This window comes from Actinokineospora xionganensis (assembly GCF_014323725.1).
Taxonomy (GTDB): domain Bacteria; phylum Actinomycetota; class Actinomycetes; order Mycobacteriales; family Pseudonocardiaceae; genus Actinokineospora; species Actinokineospora xionganensis.
The window spans coordinates 45,211-65,064 of sequence record NZ_JABVED010000004.1 but is presented as its reverse complement, the minus strand read 5'-3'; the positions used below and the strand labels follow the sequence as shown (position 1 = coordinate 65,064).

Annotated in this window: 18 protein-coding genes and 5 tRNA genes; 15 read left to right on the top strand and 8 right to left on the bottom strand. The window is 69.3% G+C overall.

Annotation, left to right across the window (positions count from 1 at the left end; genetic code table 11):
• The first annotated feature begins 19 nt into the window (after positions 1–19).
• The 4 genes from GPZ80_RS09150 to GPZ80_RS09135 all read left to right on the top strand — a co-directional run bounded on the left by GPZ80_RS09150 (position 20) and on the right by GPZ80_RS09135 (position 3,737).
• Positions 20–781: a bestrophin-like domain gene (locus GPZ80_RS09150; protein ID WP_187219860.1), complete on the top strand. Its 762-nt coding sequence runs from the start codon at positions 20–22 to the stop codon at positions 779–781.
• Positions 778–1,881, top strand: coding sequence for a DUF6923 family protein (locus GPZ80_RS09145; RefSeq protein ID WP_187219859.1), 1,104 nt, complete (start codon positions 778–780; stop codon positions 1,879–1,881). Before GPZ80_RS09150 ends, GPZ80_RS09145 begins: the two co-directional genes overlap by 4 nt.
• Before the next feature lie 344 nt (positions 1,882–2,225).
• Positions 2,226–2,804, top strand: a complete 579-nt coding sequence (locus tag GPZ80_RS09140; protein WP_187219858.1) for an HAD domain-containing protein — start codon at positions 2,226–2,228, stop codon at positions 2,802–2,804.
• 207 nt (positions 2,805–3,011) lie between these two features.
• Positions 3,012–3,737 (top strand): TIGR02391 family protein, encoded by a 726-nt coding sequence (locus tag GPZ80_RS09135; protein ID WP_187219857.1) that lies wholly within the window; start codon positions 3,012–3,014, stop codon positions 3,735–3,737.
• Positions 3,738–3,754: 17 nt separating this feature from the next.
• On the opposite strand, the gene GPZ80_RS09130 is transcribed toward GPZ80_RS09135, so the two are convergent.
• Genes GPZ80_RS09130 through GPZ80_RS09120 form a run of 3 tightly spaced genes read right to left on the bottom strand, consistent with a single transcriptional unit; the run spans position 3,755 to position 7,865 of the window.
• On the bottom strand, positions 3,755–4,282 hold the full coding sequence (locus GPZ80_RS09130; RefSeq protein WP_187219856.1) for a DUF6262 family protein: 528 nt from the start codon (positions 4,280–4,282) through the stop codon (positions 3,755–3,757).
• Positions 4,279–6,762 (bottom strand): tyrosine-type recombinase/integrase, encoded by a 2,484-nt coding sequence (locus GPZ80_RS32060; protein ID WP_222719096.1) that lies wholly within the window; start codon positions 6,760–6,762, stop codon positions 4,279–4,281. Before GPZ80_RS32060 ends, GPZ80_RS09130 begins: the two co-directional genes overlap by 4 nt.
• Complete coding sequence (locus GPZ80_RS09120; protein WP_312880218.1) at positions 6,759–7,865, bottom strand: tyrosine-type recombinase/integrase; 1,107 nt, start codon at positions 7,863–7,865, stop codon at positions 6,759–6,761. Before GPZ80_RS09120 ends, GPZ80_RS32060 begins: the two co-directional genes overlap by 4 nt.
• 237 nt (positions 7,866–8,102) lie before the next feature.
• On the opposite strand from GPZ80_RS09120, the gene GPZ80_RS09115 reads away from it, so the two are divergent.
• The 6 genes from GPZ80_RS09115 to GPZ80_RS09090 all read left to right on the top strand — a co-directional run bounded on the left by GPZ80_RS09115 (position 8,103) and on the right by GPZ80_RS09090 (position 10,663).
• A tRNA-Glu gene (locus GPZ80_RS09115) sits at positions 8,103–8,174 on the top strand.
• An 8-nt stretch (positions 8,175–8,182) separates the two neighbouring features.
• Positions 8,183–8,259, top strand: a tRNA-Leu gene (locus GPZ80_RS09110).
• A gap of 21 nt (positions 8,260–8,280) precedes the next feature.
• Positions 8,281–8,356: transfer RNA gene (locus GPZ80_RS09105), tRNA-Leu, on the top strand.
• Positions 8,357–8,634: 278 nt separating this feature from the next.
• Positions 8,635–8,705 (top strand) — tRNA-Gln (locus GPZ80_RS09100).
• An 11-nt stretch (positions 8,706–8,716) separates the two neighbouring features.
• A tRNA-Gln gene (locus GPZ80_RS09095) sits at positions 8,717–8,789 on the top strand.
• A 260-nt stretch (positions 8,790–9,049) separates the two neighbouring features.
• Positions 9,050–10,663: an ABC-F family ATP-binding cassette domain-containing protein gene (locus tag GPZ80_RS09090; protein ID WP_187219855.1), complete on the top strand. Its 1,614-nt coding sequence runs from the start codon at positions 9,050–9,052 to the stop codon at positions 10,661–10,663.
• A gap of 98 nt (positions 10,664–10,761) precedes the next feature.
• Here the strand turns inward: GPZ80_RS09090 and GPZ80_RS09085 are convergent, their stop codons facing one another.
• Complete coding sequence (locus GPZ80_RS09085) at positions 10,762–11,115, bottom strand: MerR family transcriptional regulator (protein WP_187219854.1); 354 nt, start codon at positions 11,113–11,115, stop codon at positions 10,762–10,764.
• A gap of 169 nt (positions 11,116–11,284) precedes the next feature.
• Between GPZ80_RS09085 and GPZ80_RS09080 the strand changes: the two genes are divergently transcribed.
• Both GPZ80_RS09080 and GPZ80_RS09075 read left to right on the top strand, forming a co-directional pair.
• On the top strand, positions 11,285–11,716 hold the full coding sequence (locus GPZ80_RS09080; protein ID WP_187220091.1) for an Hsp20/alpha crystallin family protein: 432 nt from the start codon (positions 11,285–11,287) through the stop codon (positions 11,714–11,716).
• A gap of 59 nt (positions 11,717–11,775) precedes the next feature.
• Positions 11,776–12,138: a hypothetical protein gene (locus tag GPZ80_RS09075; protein ID WP_187219853.1), complete on the top strand. Its 363-nt coding sequence runs from the start codon at positions 11,776–11,778 to the stop codon at positions 12,136–12,138.
• A 77-nt stretch (positions 12,139–12,215) separates the two neighbouring features.
• On the opposite strand, the gene GPZ80_RS09070 is transcribed toward GPZ80_RS09075, so the two are convergent.
• Genes GPZ80_RS09070 through GPZ80_RS09055 form a run of 4 tightly spaced genes read right to left on the bottom strand, consistent with a single transcriptional unit; the run spans position 12,216 to position 16,291 of the window.
• Positions 12,216–13,295, bottom strand: a complete 1,080-nt coding sequence (locus GPZ80_RS09070; RefSeq protein ID WP_187219852.1) for an ABC transporter ATP-binding protein — start codon at positions 13,293–13,295, stop codon at positions 12,216–12,218.
• A 10-nt stretch (positions 13,296–13,305) separates the two neighbouring features.
• Positions 13,306–14,730: an aldehyde dehydrogenase (NADP(+)) gene (locus GPZ80_RS09065; RefSeq protein WP_187219851.1), complete on the bottom strand. Its 1,425-nt coding sequence runs from the start codon at positions 14,728–14,730 to the stop codon at positions 13,306–13,308.
• The gene (locus GPZ80_RS09060) at positions 14,727–15,506 is read right to left on the bottom strand and encodes an NAD-dependent epimerase/dehydratase family protein (protein WP_187219850.1); all 780 of its coding nucleotides are present in this window, start codon (positions 15,504–15,506) and stop codon (positions 14,727–14,729) included. The genes GPZ80_RS09065 and GPZ80_RS09060 overlap by 4 nt, the downstream gene beginning before the upstream one ends.
• Entirely contained in the window at positions 15,503–16,291 is a 789-nt protein-coding gene (locus tag GPZ80_RS09055; RefSeq protein ID WP_187219849.1) for an IclR family transcriptional regulator, read from the bottom strand. The genes GPZ80_RS09060 and GPZ80_RS09055 overlap by 4 nt, the downstream gene beginning before the upstream one ends.
• Positions 16,292–16,409: 118 nt before the next feature.
• On the opposite strand from GPZ80_RS09055, the gene GPZ80_RS09050 reads away from it, so the two are divergent.
• The 3 genes from GPZ80_RS09050 to GPZ80_RS09040 are packed head-to-tail and all read left to right on the top strand — an operon-like array spanning position 16,410 to position 19,851.
• Positions 16,410–17,357, top strand: coding sequence for a 5-dehydro-4-deoxyglucarate dehydratase (locus GPZ80_RS09050; protein WP_246476917.1), 948 nt, complete (start codon positions 16,410–16,412; stop codon positions 17,355–17,357).
• Positions 17,354–18,616, top strand: coding sequence for a glucarate dehydratase family protein (locus tag GPZ80_RS09045; protein ID WP_187219848.1), 1,263 nt, complete (start codon positions 17,354–17,356; stop codon positions 18,614–18,616). The genes GPZ80_RS09050 and GPZ80_RS09045 overlap by 4 nt, the downstream gene beginning before the upstream one ends.
• A gap of 5 nt (positions 18,617–18,621) precedes the next feature.
• A complete protein-coding gene (locus GPZ80_RS09040; RefSeq protein ID WP_187219847.1) occupies positions 18,622–19,851 on the top strand; it encodes a hypothetical protein in 1,230 nt (409 codons plus the stop codon).
• Positions 19,852–19,854: the final 3 nt, after the last annotated feature.

The window sequence follows — 19,854 nt, the reverse complement described above, 5'->3', positions numbered from 1 at the left end:
CGTCATGGGGGAACCAGCGGTGAACATCTACCTGGCCGGGGTGCTGTGGGTCGTCGGCGCCGCGACGGTCGTGGCGCTGGTGGCCTACCTGATCCGGCGCATCGGCGAGACCGACGGGATCGTGGAGAACAACGAGGCCGCGGGCCAGGTCTTCACCATCGTCGGCGGCCTGCACGCCGTGCTGCTCGCGTTCGTGCTGATCTCGCTGTTCGACGGGGTGGGCGCCGCCGACGAGGGCGCGTCCCGGGAGGCCGAGAGCCTGGTGGCCGCGTCCTGGGCCGCGGACTCGCTGCCGGAACCCACCCGAACCCAGGTGCACGACCTGGCCCGGTCGTACGCCGTCACGGTGGCCGAGGAAGAGTGGCCGAACATGCGCGCGGGCGAGGAGGTCACCGGAGCGGGATGGGCCGCGCTCGACCAGTTGCGCCGCTCGGTCGCCGACGCCGCGGTGACCGACGAGTGGCAGCACGGCCGCAAGGCGGAGGCCGCCAACCAGCTGTGGGAGGTCTACCAGGCCCGGCAGGCGCGGATCGACACGGCGGGCAGTGACGGAATCAGCGACGTCATCTGGTTCGCGCTGATCGTCGGCAGCGTGCTGTCGGTGGCGCTGCCGATGCTTTTCGGCGGTCCGCGGCCGGTCACCCACATCATCATCGTGTCGATCCTGGCGGGCACGCTCGCCCTGCTGCTCTTCGCCACCCAGCAGCTGCAGTACCCCTACAGCGGCAGCGCCCAGGTCGGGCCGGACGCGTTCGAGGCGGCCCAGGTCCGGCTGCGATGAGCCGGGCGCGGTGGGCCTTGGTCGCGGTGATCGGGTTCGCGGCGGTCGCGGTGTCCTCCGGGCCCGCGGCGGCGGCGCCCGCCGTGTGTGTGGCACTTCAGGTCCAGAGCGGCAAAGCCGGGCTTTCGGCGCTGGTCAGGGTGGAGCTGCCGGGCGGTCGGGCCACGCCGGTCGCCGATCTCGGGTTCCGGGTGAACGCGATCGGCTACGCGGCCGCGCAGGACGTCGCCTACGGATTGGCTTCACACGGTCGATCCGGGGGTCTGTCCGCGGGCGGTCATGTGGTGACGATCAGCCGGGACGGGCAGGTCACCGACCGCGGCCCGCTGCGCTCGCCGGGGCAGGCGCACGGCGCCACCGCGGGCGCGGTGTCGGGTACGCGCTGGTATCTGCGGTCCGGCTCGGCGCTGTCCGTGGTGGACGTGGATCCCGCCAGCCGCACATATCTCACCGTCGTGTCGACGGTTTCGCTGCGCTCGCCGGGACTTTCCCAGACCGTCGACGACTTCGACCTCGGCCCCGACGGGCTGCTGCACGGGGTGGCCGCGCAGGGCAGGCTGGTCACGATCAACCCGGTGGACGGCGACGTCCGCGAGGTCGGCACCCCGAGCCTGGGCGGCGGGCGCAGCTACGGCGCGGCGGTCACGGGACCCGACGGGATGCTCTACGTCCTGGGTGAGCAGGTGCGTGGGCAGAGCGTGTGGTTCCGGATCTCGCTGCGGTCGCCCGCGGCGGTCGAGTCGGTCGTGAACCCCGCGTCCCCGGACCACACCGACGCGGCGGGCTGCCTACGGGCCCGGCCCGGGCCGACACCGCCGCCGGTAGCGGTGCCGCCACTGCCCGCGCAGCAACCGCCGCCCGCGCGACCCGCCGTGAACCCCACGATCACCCCGAGCCCGGTGGCGCCGCCGAGCGGCGCCCCCGCCGTGGGGCAACCCGCGGGCTCACCGCCCAGCCGTCGGCCGTACAAGACGGCGACCGCGGTCCCGCGGGCGGACACCAGGCTCGGCCGGACCGAGGAGAAGCGCCGCTGGGGGCTGGCTGTGCTCGTCCTTGTCCTCGCCGGTGGCGCGGGCGCGGTGCGTCGCACCCGCGGCTGATTATCGGCGCGAAATTAAATGATTGACGCGCCGCTCGACGCTCGCCATGATTGCCATGAACAAACGACAAGGGAGATTGTGATGGCGGGCATGCGTATTCGGGAACGGCGCCATGGCGCGTGCCCGCTCGTGCTTCCCGTCCTTGGCCTGCCGCTGCTTGAGCAGCGGCTTGGCAGCTCAGGCTCCCCGCCATGACGTGACTCGTCATGCTCAGGGAGCCGCCATCGGGACACCGGTAGGCGGCTTTCTTTGTTTCGCGCTCGAATTCATCGACTTTTGTGCACTTTGACAATTCCACAGCAGGGCAGAAGTATTCATCACCCGGGAGAGGGGAGGGTGAACCGATGTCGCGTGGACTGCTGCTGATCGACGTGGACGGCCCGCTGAACCCCTTCGCGGCAAAACCGACCCGGCGGCCACCGGGATACGAGACGTTCCGCCTGACGCCCAACGGCGGCTGGCACACGGGCCCGGCGGCGCGCCGCCGGGGCATGCGGGTCTGGCTGCGGCGCGACGACGGCGAACTGCTGCTGCGGGTCGCCGAGGACACGGGCCTGGAGCTGGTGTGGGCCACGACGTGGATGCGCGAGGCCAACACCTACATCGGCCGGGCGATCGGCCTGCCGGAGCTGCCCGTCATCGAGTTCCCGGACCGCGACCTGCGGGCAGGCCACGGCTGGCGGGCCGACGGCGGCTGGAAGTGGCCCGCGGTCGCGGAGTATGCCGCGGGCAGGCCCCTGGCCTGGCTGGACGACGAACTGCGCGACCACCGGGCGTTCGTCCCGGCCCGAACCGCGTTCGTCCAGATCAGGGCATCGATGCCGACGTTGCTGTGCCACGTCGACCCGAGGCGGGGGCTGCGGCCCGCACATCTCGCCGAGGTGCGCGCCTGGGCCGCGGATCTCACCGACCCGTCCGCTTGAGGGCGGGTCACCACGGGTGCGAGGGAGATGGCAACCCATCCGTTCTCTGGGGGATGCTCGTCGGAAACGGACCATGCGACGAGGTCCCTGCAGGTCTGGGGCTATTTGGGCGAACCAGGGCAATTGCAGCAGGTGTGGTGCAAGTCGACCAACTTGCTCGAACTGCGCAGCACGGCTCGCGCATCTGGGAGGTTCTAGGCTGGCTCGATGGATATCGAGTGGGCAAAGACCCGCCTGGAGGAGTACCTCGTCTTGTTGGGACGGTTTTCCCCGAGCACGACGTCGACCGGCCAATTTTCTGGTGGTGACCGGTCGGCGCTGCCAGCGCTACAGGAGCGTGAGCCGACCGTGCGAGAGATCCTCAAGACGCTCGATTCGACGCTTGGGAACTTCAGGCTTGAGCCCGGACGTTCCGGGAATCTGTCCGACATCGCCGGGAGGGTGCGGCGGGGACTCGGGATCCTCGCCGACCGCAAGGAGTGGGCGATTCGTCTTGCCCCGGATGTGCCTCAACTGGGCGCTGATCAGCTTCATCCGTGGGTGTGGGAAGCGGCGCGGTCGTTGTGGGAGTCCAAGCACTTCCGATTGGCCGTGCAGGCCGGGTTCACCTCGGTGAACGCCCGCCTGCAGGCGAAGGTCGGCCGCCGAGACGCCTCTGAAGACAAGCTCTTCCAGGACACGTTCAGCGACGACCCTCCGAAGGCGGGCCAGCCTCGGCTGCGGATTTCAGGCGACCCGCAGGATCAGACCGTGGCGAGCAAGCAACGTGGGGTGAGGCTGTTTGCGCTGGGTTGCGCATGGGCCATTCGCAACCCAGCTACTCACGAGGATGGCGAGTGGGAGGAGCAGGAGGCGCTCGAGCAGCTCGCTGCGCTAAGCGTGCTTGCTCGGATGATCGACCAATGCGAGGTCATCCGAGTGGAGGACGAGTAGCTCCGGTTCAGCAGCAGTCAGGGCCTCCGGTTGAGGTTAGTGATCAGTTCCCGGTTGGCGGCTCGCGCCGCGTCAAGCTCCTGGTCACGGTCAGCAAGTTGAGCGTTGAGCTCGACAACCTGCTGTTCCAACGTGGTGATCTGGCGTTGGAGCTGGTCGATGTCGGCGGGTGCACCAAGCCCGGACTCTCGCCAGGCATGCTCGCCGAGCAGTTCAGACAGCTTCTTCTCCAGTTGCCGAACGTGCGCAGCTTGGCGGGTGATCTGGCCATGGGCGTTGGCCAGGTCGGCTTGCAGCGAGGCCCGACTGACGGTCGGGACTCCGTCCTCGCCTATGGCGGGGTTGGCCTGTGCGGCGTGGATCTGGCCGAGTAGATCGCCGTGGCGATAGAGGAAAGTGCGGTCGACACGCGCTGCGCGGGCGATCGCCGAGACACTGATCTCGGTGCCCTTGGCGCCGGCCTCGTTGATGGCTTTGATGACGCGCTGGCGGCGACGTGCGGAGTCGGCCCGCCGTCCTTCGATCATGGGGTTGCTACTGGTCATGCGCTGCGCTCCGGTCGGATGTCGGGTAGGGGCTGCCGGATGCGGGGGATGCCCAGGCCGACGATCTTGGCTCGGCCACTGCGGATGATGCCGACAGCGTCGTCGATCTGAGCGCGTTCCTCGTCGGTGAGGTCGTCGAGGTCGCCCTTCATGCGGTCGATGAGGCGGCGGATGCGCTTGATCTCCTGGTCGGAGGGCATGGCCTCGTTTTTGGCCCATTCGTCGGCGTCCAGCGTCGCGGCCAGGCGCTCTCGGTGGCGCAGCAGGTCGGCAAGGTAGCGCTCGAGGTCGGGCAGGTAGGAGATGTCGGTGCTGAAGTGGCCGCAGCCGATGCAGCGGAACCGGATCGGGCAATCCTGGCCAGCGGCGGCGACATTCGACGGTTCTGAACAGCCGCCGTAGGGGACGGCGACTTCGCCGACCGCTCGGCGGGCGTGCTCGGAGTCCAGCATGGCCTGGGCCCGGCGCCAGACGCGGTTGCCGTGCCGGTCGAACTGCATCGTGGTGACTCGGTCGACCGCCTCCCGGCGGCGTTCCTGTCCGACGTTGTAGTAGCCCTGTGTCGTGGTCAACTGCCGGTGGTCCATCAGCTCCCTGAGCACGGTGACGTCGACCCCAGCGTCAGCGTGCCGCTGGGCGTAGGTGTGCCGGTAGGCGTACGGGAAGATCCGGGTGGTGTCGAAGGCCAGCATCTTCGTCACCTGAACACCGTTGTCCGTGACGTTGGTCGGGACGAGGACGGGTGGCATCGCGTTTACCCATTCACGATGTCGGTCGCCAATCCCCATGGCTCCCAGTGACTTGCGGCCGTGCGAGTTCGCTACCGGCGTGGGCAGCAGCACCAGTTCGCCGCTCGGGGTGTCGGGGAACTGGGTCCGAACGCGTTCTTGCTGCGCGACGATGAGGGCGGCCGTGGCCTCCGTGATCGGCAGCCGCCGACCCTCACGAGCGGCCTTGTGGTTGTCGTAGATCAGTACTGGTTTGCCATCACCGTCACGTTCGAGGCAGTCCCAGCTCAGCTTGGCGACCTCGTCCGGTCGGCGTCCGGTGTCGATCAGCAGCTCGATCGCGACCCGAAGCTCGCGGCGGGCGAGGCCGTCCAGGAGCGGAAGGTGCTCGCAGAGGTGGCGCATCACCTCGACGGGAAGGTCACGCCCCGCTTCGGCGTCCTCTGGGAAGTCGGGCATGTCCTCGGCGCCAAGGCTGAATTCATCCGGAAGGCCGTGCAGCGGCTCGCCTGGGCGGTTCAAACCCATCGTGCGCATCCGTGTCAACAGGTTGCGTAGGACGCGAGTCTGCTCGGCCCTGGACTTGAGGCTGAGCTCGCCCTGCTTGACGAGGTAGCCCATGCGGTTGGTGAACGCGGTGATGTCCAGTCGGCTGAGCGTGGCCGAGCGATCGCCATGGTCGTCGCGCTGCAGGCGCAGGCTCGTGGAGAGTTGCGCGAGGGCGTTGAGCCGGAACTGGACGCTCATGCTTCCCGAGTCACCGCGGCGACGCGGCAGGTTGTCGAAGGCCCAGCGCTTGGCTGCCTCACGCAACCACGGCTGGCTGATCTCGCCGAAGCGCAGAGTTCCTGAGTGACCGAACACGGTCGCGTTCCAGACGTCCTTGTGCCGCTCACTTTCCGGTGTGGCGCATACCAAGTAGGCGTAGTTCGCCATGGTGGAGTGAAGCCGGCGATCACTCCGGGACAACGACTCCGGGTCCAGTTCGTCCAGAGAATCGACCTGAAGGAGCCGCAGCCGGTCGACGAAGGGGCGCAGCTCATGGTGCTTCGTCGCAACGTCGTGGTGAGTGCGTTGCTGCAAGCCGTAGAGCACCTCGGCCAGGACCCGGTCGGGGAGACCCCGCAGGCTGACCAGGTTGTTCTCCGCGATCGCCGAGGTGGTGCGCCGCCAAAGGTGTTCATCAGTAGAAGGCTCGTTGCGGCGGGTGGTGTTCCATCGGTTGAGGTGGCTCTGACAGTAGGAAGGCTTGTGGCCGCAGCGCGTGCGGGTGCAGGCCGCGACCAGACATGGGGCGAACGGTGGAAACCCGATCAGGCCCGGCGTCTTCAGGAACTTCGCCAGCGTCTGGCCTGCCTTCGCCCGCTGGGTCTCATGGGTATGGCAGAGCTGGGCGGTCGAGGTCGTCCAGGTCCGTAGGCAGTGCGGGACTACGCAGTCGCCGATACCGATTGCCCGCCAGTCGCGTTCGGCGGCCTCGAGGAAGTCTTCCAACATCTGGCCGTTGGTCGCCGTCCAGCGGCGCGTGCAGGTGGGGCAGAGCTTACTGCTCAGCGTCGTGAGCTTGGTGCATCCACGAACGACGCACGCGCTCCATCCGAGCCGAGGATGCGCTTGCGGGAAGGTCACGACCTTCCGGTCGTGGTCCCAGGCGATCACGTCAAGGAACGCAGGCTGGATGACCCCCCACAGCATGGCGGCGACGTCCTTGTTTGCTTCTTGGTCTCGGATCGGCACCAATGCCCTCGTCATCGGATGACGCCTTCGATCAGCAGGCGGGGCGTGGGCACCCGATCCACCGCGGCCCGCAGTCGGGAAGCATTGGGGTGCAGGTAGGGCTGGGAGGACGACACGCTGGCGTGCCCCATCAGCCGCTGGATCTCGTCCAGCAACGCGCCTGAGTCTGCGAGGTTGCTCGCGAACGCGTGCCGACACATGTGCGGCGCGACGGACCTCGTCAGTCCAGCGCGGGCGCACAGCGCCTTGAATAGATCGTTAATCGCGTCCGGGGTGACCGGGCTGCCCAACGGCGCCCGGAACAGATTGACCAGCAGGAAATCACTACCGACGGCGGCTGCACATTGCTGCCGTTCGATCTGGTACTGGTCGAAGGCTTGAACAAGCAGGAAGTCCACCGGCACCGTTCGAGCATGCCGGGACTTCGCCCAGGCGCCGTTGACGTTGTCGCGGCGGATCACGTGCACGTGCGCGCCTTCGACCTCACAGCCCATAGATCGGTTGTTCGGCAACAGATGTAGGTCGCCGCGCCGCAACCCGGCCGTCTCGCTGCGACGTAGTCCGGCCCGCGCCAACAGCAGGACGATCAGCCGGTCCCGTGCCGAAAGGCAGGCCGTGAACAGCGCGACGATCTCATCGTCGCTGGCCCGGTCCACCGGCGTTTCGGGCTCCCGCAGGTGGTGCCGGGCGCGCATCCGGTAGAACAGGCCACCGTCCTCACTCTGAGCCTCCAGCGGAAGATCACGGCTGTCTGCCAACTCGTAGATCTGCCCCAGCACCCACTGCGGTGCTTCCTTGTTGACCACCGCGAACGACAGAAACCTGCGGACAGCCACGAGAACTCGGTTGATCCGGCCGTCGCTGCGTACGGGCTTGGCTCCGGGGCCGGTCACCACTGGGCCGTCGCCAGCCGGGACGTACTTCAGCCAGACCATGAATAGGCCCATGTCCGTGGCTGCGGTTCTCCAGTCGCGTCCGGTGCGCTGGCACCAGCGGAAGAACAAGGCAACGCCGTTGGCGTACGCCTTACTGGTCGACTCGGCCCGGTCCCTGCCGAACCGCAGCTCTCGCAAGAACCTGTCGGCGACCGGCTCGACGCGCAGCTCGTTGTCAATCACCGTCCAATACCGACTGCCCGAGGGCATCTGGACTCTGAACGCTCGCACTGGTGAACCTCTGCTTCTGGATCAGCAACATGAAGTCACAGACCTACACCCCAAGAGAACCGTCGCACGACCGGCCACGCTGGCGGCCAATGCAACATCACACGACAGAGTGACGAATCCCGGAGAACATCCGCTTTGAAAGCGGAAGACACCGCGTTCGACTCGCGGGCACCCGACGACAGCACTCAAGGCGCGTTGGTCCAGCGGAATGGACACCGGCTTCTCACGCCGGAGACACCGGTTCGACCCCGGTACGCGTCACCTTCCACGCGGTCGTAGCCCAACCTGCAGAGGCGCCTGGTCGAGGGCCAGGCCAGTCGGGGTTCGACTCCCCGCGACCGCACCAAGTCCCGCCATGCGGGCACAAGCCCTTGTAGCCCAACGGAAGAGGCACCGCGCTCAGAACGCGGCCAGTGCAGGTTCGAATCCTGCCAAGGGCACCAAGAACATGGGCGACATCAGCCCCACCCGGCAAGACAGTCGCCCAAGCCGTCTGCTTCATGCCGTCCATCGAGGGCCATCCGGCCCCCAATCTCGGAAGAAGGTGTCGACATCCTCCTTCGAATGATCGTTCGCCAGCCACTCTGAGCCCGCCACCCGGGCTACCCGCTCGCAGACCTCATCGCTCGCGGGGCCACGCGGATCCTCGCGCTCGCCGTGGGACTGGCGCAGGGAACGCCGGCGCCACGGAAATGTCCATCTCGTGCGCGAGGGGCGCCGATCCCGGCTGGTGTAGTGGAAGCACAGCGGTCTTTGACACCGCGAGGTCAGGTTCGAACCCTGAGCCGGGAGCGAGTGGACAGTGCCCGTTGGTCCAGTCGGCATGGACGCCGCGTTCTGATCGCGGAGACCGAGGTTCGAACCCTCGACGGGCAGCTCAGACGAACACGCCTAGCGGACGCGTCGGTGGTAGTGCGTGGACCAAGGCGTGCTGTACGTGGTTCAGCCACATGGCAGTCAGGTGGGATGGCGCTGCGGCGAGAGTTGGCGATCGGTTAATTCCGTTGACCGTCGCCCCGGTCTGGTGCGAACCTGATGGGGTGATCCTCTGACACCGCCACCGAGCCCACGTCTGAGCGTCCCGTGTCCATGCGGGAAACGCCGGTGGGCATACGTCTCTCTCGCGGATGGTGTCCATGTCACAGATCTCCTATTTGCACGCCGTCGACCTGGTGAAGTCCTATGGCGACCGCCGGGTGCTCGACGGGGTCTCGCTGTCCGCGTCGCCGGGGCGGCGGATCGGGCTGGTCGGGGAGAACGGGGTGGGCAAGTCCACCCTGCTTCGCCTGCTGGCGGGGGTGGAGGAGCCGGACTCCGGCACGGTCGAGCGGCCTGCGGAGTGCGGTTTCCTCTGGCAGGAGATGCCTTTCGCCCCTGCGGCGACAGTGCGCGATGTCGTCGACGACGCGCTCGCCGACATCCGGGCCGCCAAGGCGCGGCTGGAGGAGCTGGCCGAACTGCTGGCGAAGCGTCCGGACGACCCCGATGTGCTCGCGGAGTACGGCGACGCGCTCGACTGGGCACAGGACCACGACGTCTGGGACGCCGACCGGCGTGCGGAACTCGTGCTGGACGGGCTGGGCCTGGCATCGGTGGACACGGGACGGCGGCTCGACGCCTTCTCGGGTGGGCAGCGGTCCCGGCTGGCGCTGGCCGCGCTGTTGATCCGCAGGCCGCGGGCGCTGCTGCTCGACGAGCCGACCAACCACCTCGACGACGATGCGGTCGCCTTTGTCGAGCGCGAGCTGACCGCGTTGCCCGGGGTGGTCGTGGTCGCCTCCCACGACCGGGTGTTCCTCGACGAGGTGTGCACCGACATCGTCGACCTCGACCCCGCGCGCGGCGGCGTGACCCGGTACGGCGGCGCCTACAGCGACTACCTGGTGGCGAAACGCGCCGAGCGCGCGCGGTGGGAGCAGCGGTATGTCGCGGAGCAGACCGAGATCGGCGAGCTGCGCGTGTCGGTCGACTTCACCGCCCGCGAGGTGAACCATGCCCGCCCGATGAAGGACAACAACAAGATGTCCTACGGCATGATCGGCGACCGCGTGCAGAGCCAGGTCTCGCGCCGGGTGCGCAACGCCCGGCACCGGCTCGACGAGCTGGTCCGCACGCAGATCGCCGAGCCGCCGGAACCGCTGCGGTTCAACGCGGCACTCACGGGGGAGTTGCCGTCGGACCGGCCCGCGCTGTCCTTGCGGGAAGTCCGGGTCGACGGGCGCCTGGAGATCGGCGCGCTCGACGTGCCGAGTTCGGCCCGGCTGATGGTCACCGGCCCCAACGGCTCGGGGAAGTCGACGCTGCTGACGGTCCTCGCCGGGCGGCTGACGCCGGACGCGGGCGAGGTCTGGCGCGGCCGCGGTGTCCGGGTCGGTCTCCTGGAGCAGGACGTGGTGTTCCCGGAGCCCCGGGCCACCGCCCGAACGCTGTACGCCAAGGCCGCGCCCGCGGCCGCGGTCCCGTTGACCCAGTTGGGCCTGCTGCCGGCGCGGGACCTGGACCGGCCGGTGGGCGCCTTGTCGGTCGGGCAGCGCAGGCGGGTGGCGCTGGCCCTGCTGATCGCCCGACCGCCACAGGTGCTGCTGCTCGACGAGCCGACCAACCACCTGTCGCTGAGCTTGGCGGAGGAGTTGGAGGATGCGCTCGGCGCGGCTCCCGGGGCCGTCGTCGTCGCCTCGCACGACCGCTGGCTCCGCCGCGCCTGGGACGGCCCGGAGCTGGCCCTGGCCGACGGCAGGATCGCGGGCTAGTGGGCCACTAGTCGGGCGTGTCAGGTCCTTCTGGGCGCAGCCGCTGATCCAGGTGCCGCCGAGCTCGACCGGCTCGCCGCCCGCCACGGGCGGTGCAGCTAGGGCGTGCCGTCGCGTTCGCGGAGCTGGTCGCGCAGGTCGCTGATCTCGGCGTTGGCGGCGGCCAGGTCGTTCTGCAGCCCCACGATGCGGGCGGCGGCCGCGAGCGGGTGACCCTGGTCGAGCAGCTCACGCAGCCGCGTGATGGTCTCCAGCTGCCTGCGGGAGTACCGGCGGTGCCCGCCGCCGGACCGTTGGGGCGAGACGATCCCGGCGGCGTCGAGGCTGCGGAGGAAGGCCTGCTGGACGGTGAGCAGGTTCGAGGCCTGCCCGATCGTGAACGCGGGGTACTCCGGGTCGTCGAGCCTGCCCAACCCGTTCACGCCCTCGCCTTCGGCCGCCTGGTTCGTCATGCTCACACACGTTATCTGCAAGTCCTGATTGACACAATCTCCAGTGCGAGCTATAAGTTACTTGCGAAAATCTCCACCGGTGGGAACAAGAAGCTTGAGTCGATCGTTAGCAACACTGGCCGGGTGGGACCGGCCACGCGAACCGTGATCGTGGAAGGAGACGATGACGATGTTGATGCGGACCGACCCGTTCCGCGAGCTGGATCGATTGACCCAGCAGTTCTTCGGCACCAACGGCACCACGACCCGCCCCGCGGTCATGCCGATGGACGCCTACCGCAGCGGCAACGAGTACGTCGTCCAGTTCGACCTGCCCGGTGTGTCCCCGGAGTCCATCGACCTGGACATCGAGCGCGACGTGCTCACGGTGAAGGCGGAGCGCAAGGCCGACTTCGATGAGGATGTCGAGGTCACGGCGGCGGAGCGCCCGCGCGGGCTGTTCTCCCGCCAGTTGTTCCTCGGCGAGACCCTGGATGTCGACAACGTCGCCGCCACCTACGACGCGGGCGTGCTGACGTTGCGCATCCCCATCGCCGAGCAGGCCAAGCCGCGCAAGATCGCCGTCGCCGCCGGCGCGGGACGCAAAGAGATCAACGCCTGACCCGACCGATGACCCGGCCTGCCGGGCGCCTGCCCGGCAGGCCGGGGAAGGAGCGAATCGTGAGCACCCTCAGCGACACCGGTCCCCTGACTGATGCCCGCCGCGTCCTGCGCGAGGTCGAGCGCGGCATCGCCGGTGCCGTCCCCACCCCCGGCGACCTGCGCGCCACCGTGGAAGGCATCCACGACCTCACCGGCGCGGTGGCGACCTTGGTCGCCACCGTGATGGAGCAGGTTCCCCAAAGCCTCAGCGACGACGCCGTCGCCAAGGAAGTCGTCGCCGACCTGCGTGCGATGCACGGCTGCCTGACCACAAGCACCCTGTTACTGGCCCCGGCTCTTGACGACCTGCGCGGGTTGACCGCACCGGAGGCCGCAACGGTTGCACGCCAACAGATACGGGCCATGCCGGTCCCGGCCTGATTGGCGCGCTGGTATCCCGGTGGGGTCAGTCTCGAAGGGCAGCGGCGGTCCCACTGGGGCAGGACCGCCGCCTGCCCTCACTCCGGCAGCCGTTCCCCAGTGGCCGTGTCGAACAGGTGCACGTCCGACCGCTGAACCTGCAACCCGATCGTCGACCCGCGCATGGGCACGTCGCGGGCGCCCGCCCGGACCACGATCGGATGCGCTGTGTCGCCATTGGTCGTGGTGTACAGGTAGCTGTCGCTGCCGAGTTCCTCGACCATCTCCACCATCACCTGCTGTCCCTGTCGGGCTCCCGCGATGCGCAACCCCTCAGGCCGCACCCCGACGGTGATGTCCCGACTGGTGGCCGCCGCCCGCTGCGCCGGGGTCAGCTCGATCCGTGTCCCGGCGAACTGGACCGTCCAGTCGTGCGCGTGCAGCGGGATCAGGTTCATCGCGGGCGATCCCATGAACCCGGCGACGAACAGGTTTCGCGGCCGGTCGAACACGTTGCGCGGGGTGTCGCACTGCTGCAGCTTGCCGTCCTTGAGGATCGCCACCCGGTCGCCCATGGTCATCGCCTCGACCTGGTCGTGGGTGACGTAGATCGTGGTGACCCCAAGCCTTCGCTGCAGTGAGGCGATCTGGGTGCGGGTCTGCACGCGCAGTTTCGCGTCCAGGTTGGACAGTGGCTCATCCATGCAGAACACCCGCGGCTCCCGCACGATCGCGCGGCCCATGGCGACGCGCTGGCGCTGGCCGCCGGACAGCTTGGCGGGCTTGCGATCCAGGTACGGCTCCAGGTCCAGCAGCCGCGCGGCCTCGTCGACCTTGCGGTTGATCTCCTCCTTGCCCACCTTGGCGATCTTCAGGTGGAAGCCGATGTTCTGCCGCACCGTCATGTGCGGATACAACGCGTAGTTCTGGAACACCATCGCGATGTCGCGGTCCTTGGGCTGCGCGTGCGTGACGTCGGTGTCGCCGATGTGGATCTCACCACCGTCGACGGCTTCGAGGCCTGCCAGCATGCGCAGGGCGGTGGACTTGCCTGAACCGGACGGGCCGACCAGCACCATGAACTCGCCGTCGCGGATGTTCAGGTCGAGGTCTTGCACGGCGGGGGTTTCGGTGCCCGGGTAGAGCCGGGTGGCGGCCCGGTACTCGACTGTGGCCATGGTGTTTTCCTTATCCTTGAACGGTTCGGGGAAAGCCGAGGGGGTTGTCGGTGCGCAGTTCCGGCGGCAGCAGGTGCTCCGGCCAGTCCTGGTAGGCGATGGGCACGAGCCAGCGGTCGATGGCGGCCGAGCCGACGGACGTGTGCGCGGGGGAGGTCGAAGCGGGCCAGGGCCCGCCGTGGTGCATCGCCCAGCAGACGGCCACGCCGGTGGGCCAGCCGTTGTGGACAAGCCTGCCGACGCGGGTGCGCAGGATCTTCGCGACCTTGAGGGTCGCGGAGTCGTCGGTGCCCGCGTGCACGGAGCCGGTCAGGCTGCCGGGCAACGCTTCCAGCGCGGCGAGCAGGGTGTCGAGGTCCCGGTAGGTGACCACGAGTCCACTTGGTCCGAACGTCTCCTCGGTGAACGACTCGGCCCGCGCGACGAAATCCGCCGCGTCGGTGGCGAACACGACCGGTGCCACCGCCCAAGCGCCCTCACCCGCGGTCCCGGTCGCCAGCACCCGCGCGGGGCCGGCGGTCGTGTGGTCCACATAGGACCGGTGAATTCCGGGGCTGAGCAAGGGGCCCGCGGTCGTGCCGCGGACCGCTTGGGCGATCTCGTCGAGCAGCACGGCGTCATCCGGGACGAACAGCAGGCCTGGGTTCGTGCAGAACTGCCCCGCCCCAAGCGTCAGCGACGCGGCGTACCCCTCGGCCACGCTCGCGGCGCCGGGCAGGACCACGACCGGGTTCACGCTGCCCAGTTCGCCGTAGAAGGGGATCGGGTCCGGCCTGCCCTGTGCGAGGTCGAACAGGGCCCGGCCGCCCGCGAGCGACCCGGTGAACCCGACCGCGCGAATCCCCGGATGCCGGACCAGTGCCGTCCCCGCCTCCCGGCCCATGACCAGCGCGAACACGCCCTCGGGCAGGGTCCGACGCAGGATCTCGGCGACAGCCAGAGACGTACGCGGGTGCGCCTCGTGCGCCTTCACCACGACCGGGCAGCCCGCGGCCAGCGCGGATGCCGTGTCGCCACCGGCGACGGAGAAGGCGAACGGGAAGTTGCTGGCGGAGAACACCGCCACCGGCCCGATCGCCTGCCGGGTCCGCCGCACATCCGGTGGACCGGGGGAGAAAACCACATCCAGATGCGCGCCCGTCCGCAGCAGCGACGCGAACATCCGCAACTGACCCGTGGTCCGCCCGATCTCGCCGGTGAGCCGGGGGACACCGAGCGCGGTCTCCGCGTCGGCGATCTCGACCAGCCGCGCGCGGTCCGCGTCGAGCGCGTCGGCCACCGCCTCGAGCGCGAACGCCCGGTCAGCCGCGGAAGTGTCCGGCCAGGTACGGCTCGCGGCTGCCACGACCGCGTCGACCTCGGAGGCGGTGCTGGCGGGCACCGGCTCCCCGACAGGCGCGGCGGTGCGCGGGTCATAGCCCTGCACGGCGGTCATGAACGTCCTCCCTGATCCAGCTTGGGCGAGCAGAACGCCCCACCCAGGAACCTGTCGTACTCGTCGGCCTCCACGGTGACCTCGCCCGCGTAGTCCTCGGCGTTGTCGTGCGGCTCGTAGCCCAGCGAGCGGGCTTCCTGCAGCGACCACCACGCCCGGGTGTTCGCCGAGATTCCCCACACCACACGGAATCCGGGCTCCGGCGCGCTCAAAGCGGCCTCAACCAACCGGGCGCAGTCGTCCGGAGAAAGCCAGGTCGCGAGCATCCGATCGGTCGTCGGCCGGTCGAAGCACGACCCGATCCGCAGACAGACCACGTCGAGCCCGTAGCGGTCGTGGTAGAGGCTTCCGAGCGCCTCCCCGGCGACTTTGCTGACGCCGTAGAACGTGTCCGGGCGCGGGAATCCGTAGTCAGGAGCGGCGCCGTCGTTGGGCGCGAAGCCCACGGCATGGTTGCTGCTGGCGAACACGACGCGCGGAACGCCTGCCCGACGAGCGGCCTCGAACACCCGGTACGTGCCGTCGATGTTGACCGCGGCGATGTCGTCCCAGGCGTGTTCGGTGCTCAGCCCGCCCAGGTGCAGCACCGCGTCCATGCCCCGGCAGGCCTCGGTCATGGCGTCGAGATCGGTGACCGAGGCGGTCACCACCTCCTCGCCCGGACCAGGCGTGACGGGAGCGATGTCGAGCAGGCGCAGCACCCGGTCCGGCCGGGCGAGTCGGGGGCGCAGCAGCGTGGCGACGCCACCCGCGGCGCCCGTGATCAGCAGGTTCATCGGGGAGACCTCGCCCGGCACAGTTGGGCGATCTCGTCGGCGGCGGCCATGAGCGCCTCCACCACCTCTCGTTCGTGGTCGTCGGTGATCCGCGACTGCGGGATCGAGCAGCTGATCGCGTCGACCGTGGGCAGGTTGGGGATGGCCGTCGCGTAGCACGTCAGGCCGGGGGTGTTCTGCCCCTGCTCGAACGCCCAGCCGCGCACCCGGGCCTCGGCCAGCTCGGCGCGCAGCTCGTCGTGGTCGGTGACGGTGTCCGGGGTCAGGGCGATCAGCTTCGCGGGCAGGATCGTGGCGACCTCGACCTCGTCGATGGTCGACAGCACGGCCTTGCCGAGCGAGGTGGCGTGCGCGGGCAGCCGCCTGCCGATCCGCGAGGTGACGCGCAGGTGGTGTTGGGACTCGCGGCTGGCCAGGTAGACCATGTCCGGCCCGTCGAGCCGCGCCAGGTGGACGGTCTCGTCGAGCTGGCGGCGCAGCCGGGCCAGCACCGCGCTGGCCACCTGCACCACCGGGTCGCGGTCGAGGAACGTCGCACCGGCCCGCAGCGCGCTCAGGCCGACGCCGTAGCCGGTCCCGCGCTCGTCGGTCTCGACCCAGCCGCGGGCCACCAGGGTGCGCAGCAGGCCGTGCAGGCTGGACTTCGGCACGTCGAGTTTGCGCTGCAGCTCGCTGAGGGTGAGCCTCCGCTCGGACCCGGCCAGCAGCTCCAGGATGTCGATCGTCCTGGCCGCCGACTTCACCGAGTCCGGACGCGGCCCCCCGCTCGCCTCACTGACTGTCATCGGTTCTCCTCGTTGCGTTTCCTTCGCGAAACCCGGCGGACACCCCTGCTTGACACCAGGTGTGGGCAGTCTTACGGTTCCGCCCCACAGTTCGCAAGTATGACCGACGTTCACATACATGAACCCTGGAGTTCCGGTGCAGATGCTCGACCGGGTGTTGTTCTTCCCCGTAACGCCGTTCGACGCCGCGGGTGCGGTCGACTTGGACATGTTCACCACGCACCTGGAGCAAGGGCTGGCGGCCGGGCCGGGCGGAGTCTTCGTCGCCTGCGGCACCGGCGAGTTCCACGCGCTGGAACCAGTCGAATACGAGGCGCTGGTCCGCCGCGCGGTCGAGGTCACCGCGGGCGCGGTCCCGGTCTACGCGGGAACCGGCGGTTCCCTGCCACTGGCCAGGCAGTTCAGCCAGGCCGCCCAGCGCGCGGGCGCCAACGGCCTGCTCATGCTGCCGCCGTACCTCGTGGCCGCGCCGCCGAGCGGGATGGTCGCCTACACCCGCGAGGTCGCCGCCGCGGCCGACCTGCCGGTCATCGTCTACAGCCGCGGCAACGCGGTGTTCGACCCGGAGACCGCCGCTGAGGTCGCCACCATCCCCAACGTGATGGGCTTCAAGGACGGCCGCGGCGACCTCGACCTGCTCGGCCGGATCGTGCTGGCCGTGCGCGGCGCGCTCAACGGCAGCGGCAAGCCGTTCCAGTTCTTCAACGGCATGCCGACCGCGGAGGTGACTGTCCCGGCGTACCGCGGAATCGGCGTCACGCTCTACTCCTCGGCGGTGTTCTGCTTCGCGCCCGACATCTCGCTGGCCTTCTTCAAGGCCGCCGCGACCGGCGACGACGTGCTGATCGACCGCTTCCTGGCCGACTTCTTCCACCCGCTGGTGGAGCTGCGCAACAAGGTCCCCGGCTACGCCGTATCGCTGGTCAAGACCGCCGTGCGGTTGCGCGGCCTCGACGTGGGCACGGTCCGGCCGCCGCTGGTGGAGCCGTCGCCGGAGCACGTCGTCGAACTGGAGCGCATCATCGCCGCCGGGCTCGCCCTCACCGCCGCGGTGGTGGCCGGATGAGCACCCCGATCACCGGCGTCACCCTCACCCCGGTCGCCTTCGCCGACCCGGCGCTGCTCAACGCCGTCGGCGTGCACGAGCCGTACGCGATCCGCACGATCGTCGAGGTCCACACCGCCGACGGCGTCACCGGTCTCGGCGAGACCTACGCCGACACGGGCCACCTGAACCGGCTCCGCGCGGTCGCCGACGCGATCGTCGGCCAGGACGTCTTCGCCCTCAACGCCATGTTCGCCACCGCCAGGCGCGTCCTCTCCGGCAACACCGGGGCCGACGGCCACGGCCTCACCGGCATGATCACCAGCAGCGGCACCGTCGACCGGGTGTACTCGCCGTTCGAGGTCGCCTGCCTTGACGTGCAGGGCAGGCTGCTGGGCCGCCCGGTCTCGGACCTGCTCGGCGGCGCGGTCCGCGAGGCCATCCCGTTCAGCGCGTACCTCTTCTACAAGTGGGCCGCGCACCCCGGCGGCGAGCCGGATTCGTGGGGCGCGGCGCTCGACCCCGCAGGCATCGTGGCCCAGGCGCGCAAGATGGTCGACGAGTACGGGTTCACCGCGATCAAGCTCAAGGGTGGCGTGTTCCCTCCGGAAGAGGAGGTCGCCGCGATCCACGCTCTGCGCGCGGAGTTCCCCGACCTGCCGCTACGCCTCGACCCGAACGCCGCGTGGACGGTCGAGACCTCCATCAAGGTAGGCGTCGAGCTCGACGGCGTCCTGGAGTACCTGGAGGACCCGACCCTCGGCATCGAGGGCATGGCCCAGGTCGCCCGCGACGTCCCGATGCCGCTGGCGACCAACATGTGTGTCGTCTCGTTCGACCACGTCAAGCCGTCGGTCCTGCATGACGCGGTGGGCGTGATCCTCTCCGACCACCACTACTGGGGCGGCCTGCGCCGATCGGCGCTGCTCTCCGGCATCTGCGAGACCTTCGGCATGGGCCTGTCGATGCACTCCAACTCCCACCTCGGGATCAGCCTCGCCGCGATGGTGCACCTGGCCGCCGCGACGCCGAACCTGACCTACGCCTGCGACACGCACTGGCCATGGAAGTCCGAAGACGTCGTCGAACCAGGCATCCTGTCCTTTGTGGATGGGTCAGTGCGGGTGCCGACCACGCCGGGTCTCGGCGTGGAACTCGACCGCGACGCGCTGGCCAGGCTGCACGAGCAGTACCTCGCCTGCGGCATCCGCGACCGCGACGACACCGGCTACATGCGCCGGATCGACCCGTCCTACGAGCTGCGGAAGCCTAGGTGGTGACAGTGGTGACGGGTATCAACAAGACAGTCGGCTACGCCTATCCCTGGGACTTCGCCGGTGACCCGGACGCGCCCGCTCGGGCCGCCGAGGTCGGTGTCGAGGTGGTGGCCCTGGCCGCGGCGTACCACACGACCAGGGTCCCGACCCCGCAACACCCGACGCGCAGACTGATGACCACCCCGCACGCCGCCTGCTACCTGCCGGTTCGCGAGAGTGTCTGGCAGGGGCGCAGGCTGGCCCCGCGATTCGCGGACTGGCTCGGCGGGCCGGACCCGTTCGGTGAAGCGGCGCAAGCGATCCGCGGCCAGGGACTGGGCGTGTACGCCTGGACGGTGTTCACCCACAGCAGCGTGCTGGGCGCAGCTAACCCCGATCTGGTGGTGCGCAACGCTTTCGGTGAGCCCTACGAGTACGCGCTGTGTCCCAGCGCCGAAGAGGTCGTCGACTACTGTGCGACCCTCGCGGGTGAGATCGTCGAAACCGGCGAGCCGGACGGCATCATCCTCGAAGCGTGCGGACGGCTCGGGATCGACCACGGCGGACACCATGACAAAGTGGACTTCGCGCAGTGGACCGCGGCGCAGAAGCGGCTGCTATCGCTCTGCTTCTGCGCCGCTTGCCATCGACAGTACGCCGACGCCGGCATCGACGCACGCAGGCTGGCCGCTCGGGTGCGGTCCTGTGTGGACGTCGATGGTTCCGCGCCGGAGTCGGTGGAGGAAGCGCTCGGCGCCGATCTCGCCGAAGCCGTGGCGAAAGTCCTGGCCGACACGGCGGTCACCATCCGCCGACGGGTCGTCGACAGTGCCCGGGCCACCCGCCCGGATCTGCCGGTGACACTGCACGGCGCCGCGGACCGCTGGGCCACCGGCGCCTTCACCGCCATCGGGGGACCACTCGGTTGCGATGTGGACAGTGTGGTGACGAACTGCTGGGCAGGCGGGGACAGCGCCGTGGCCCGGTTGCGCGAGATGGCCGCGTATGTCGGCGACGACATCGCGGTAGGGGGCTATTTCCGGCCGGACACCGTCCGACCGTCAGAGGGACCGTCTCTTGAGGACTGGGCGGGCGAGTTCGTCGCCGCCGGTCTGCGCGAGCTGCACCTCTATCACCTGGGGCTGGTGCCCCGACCGGCTTCGGCCGTGCTGCGCGCGCTCGTCGCCGCGGCCAAACTCCCTCACCCCCAACGCGTCGGGGCGACCCGCGCGAACGAGTCCCAGATAGGTGGTCTGTAGATC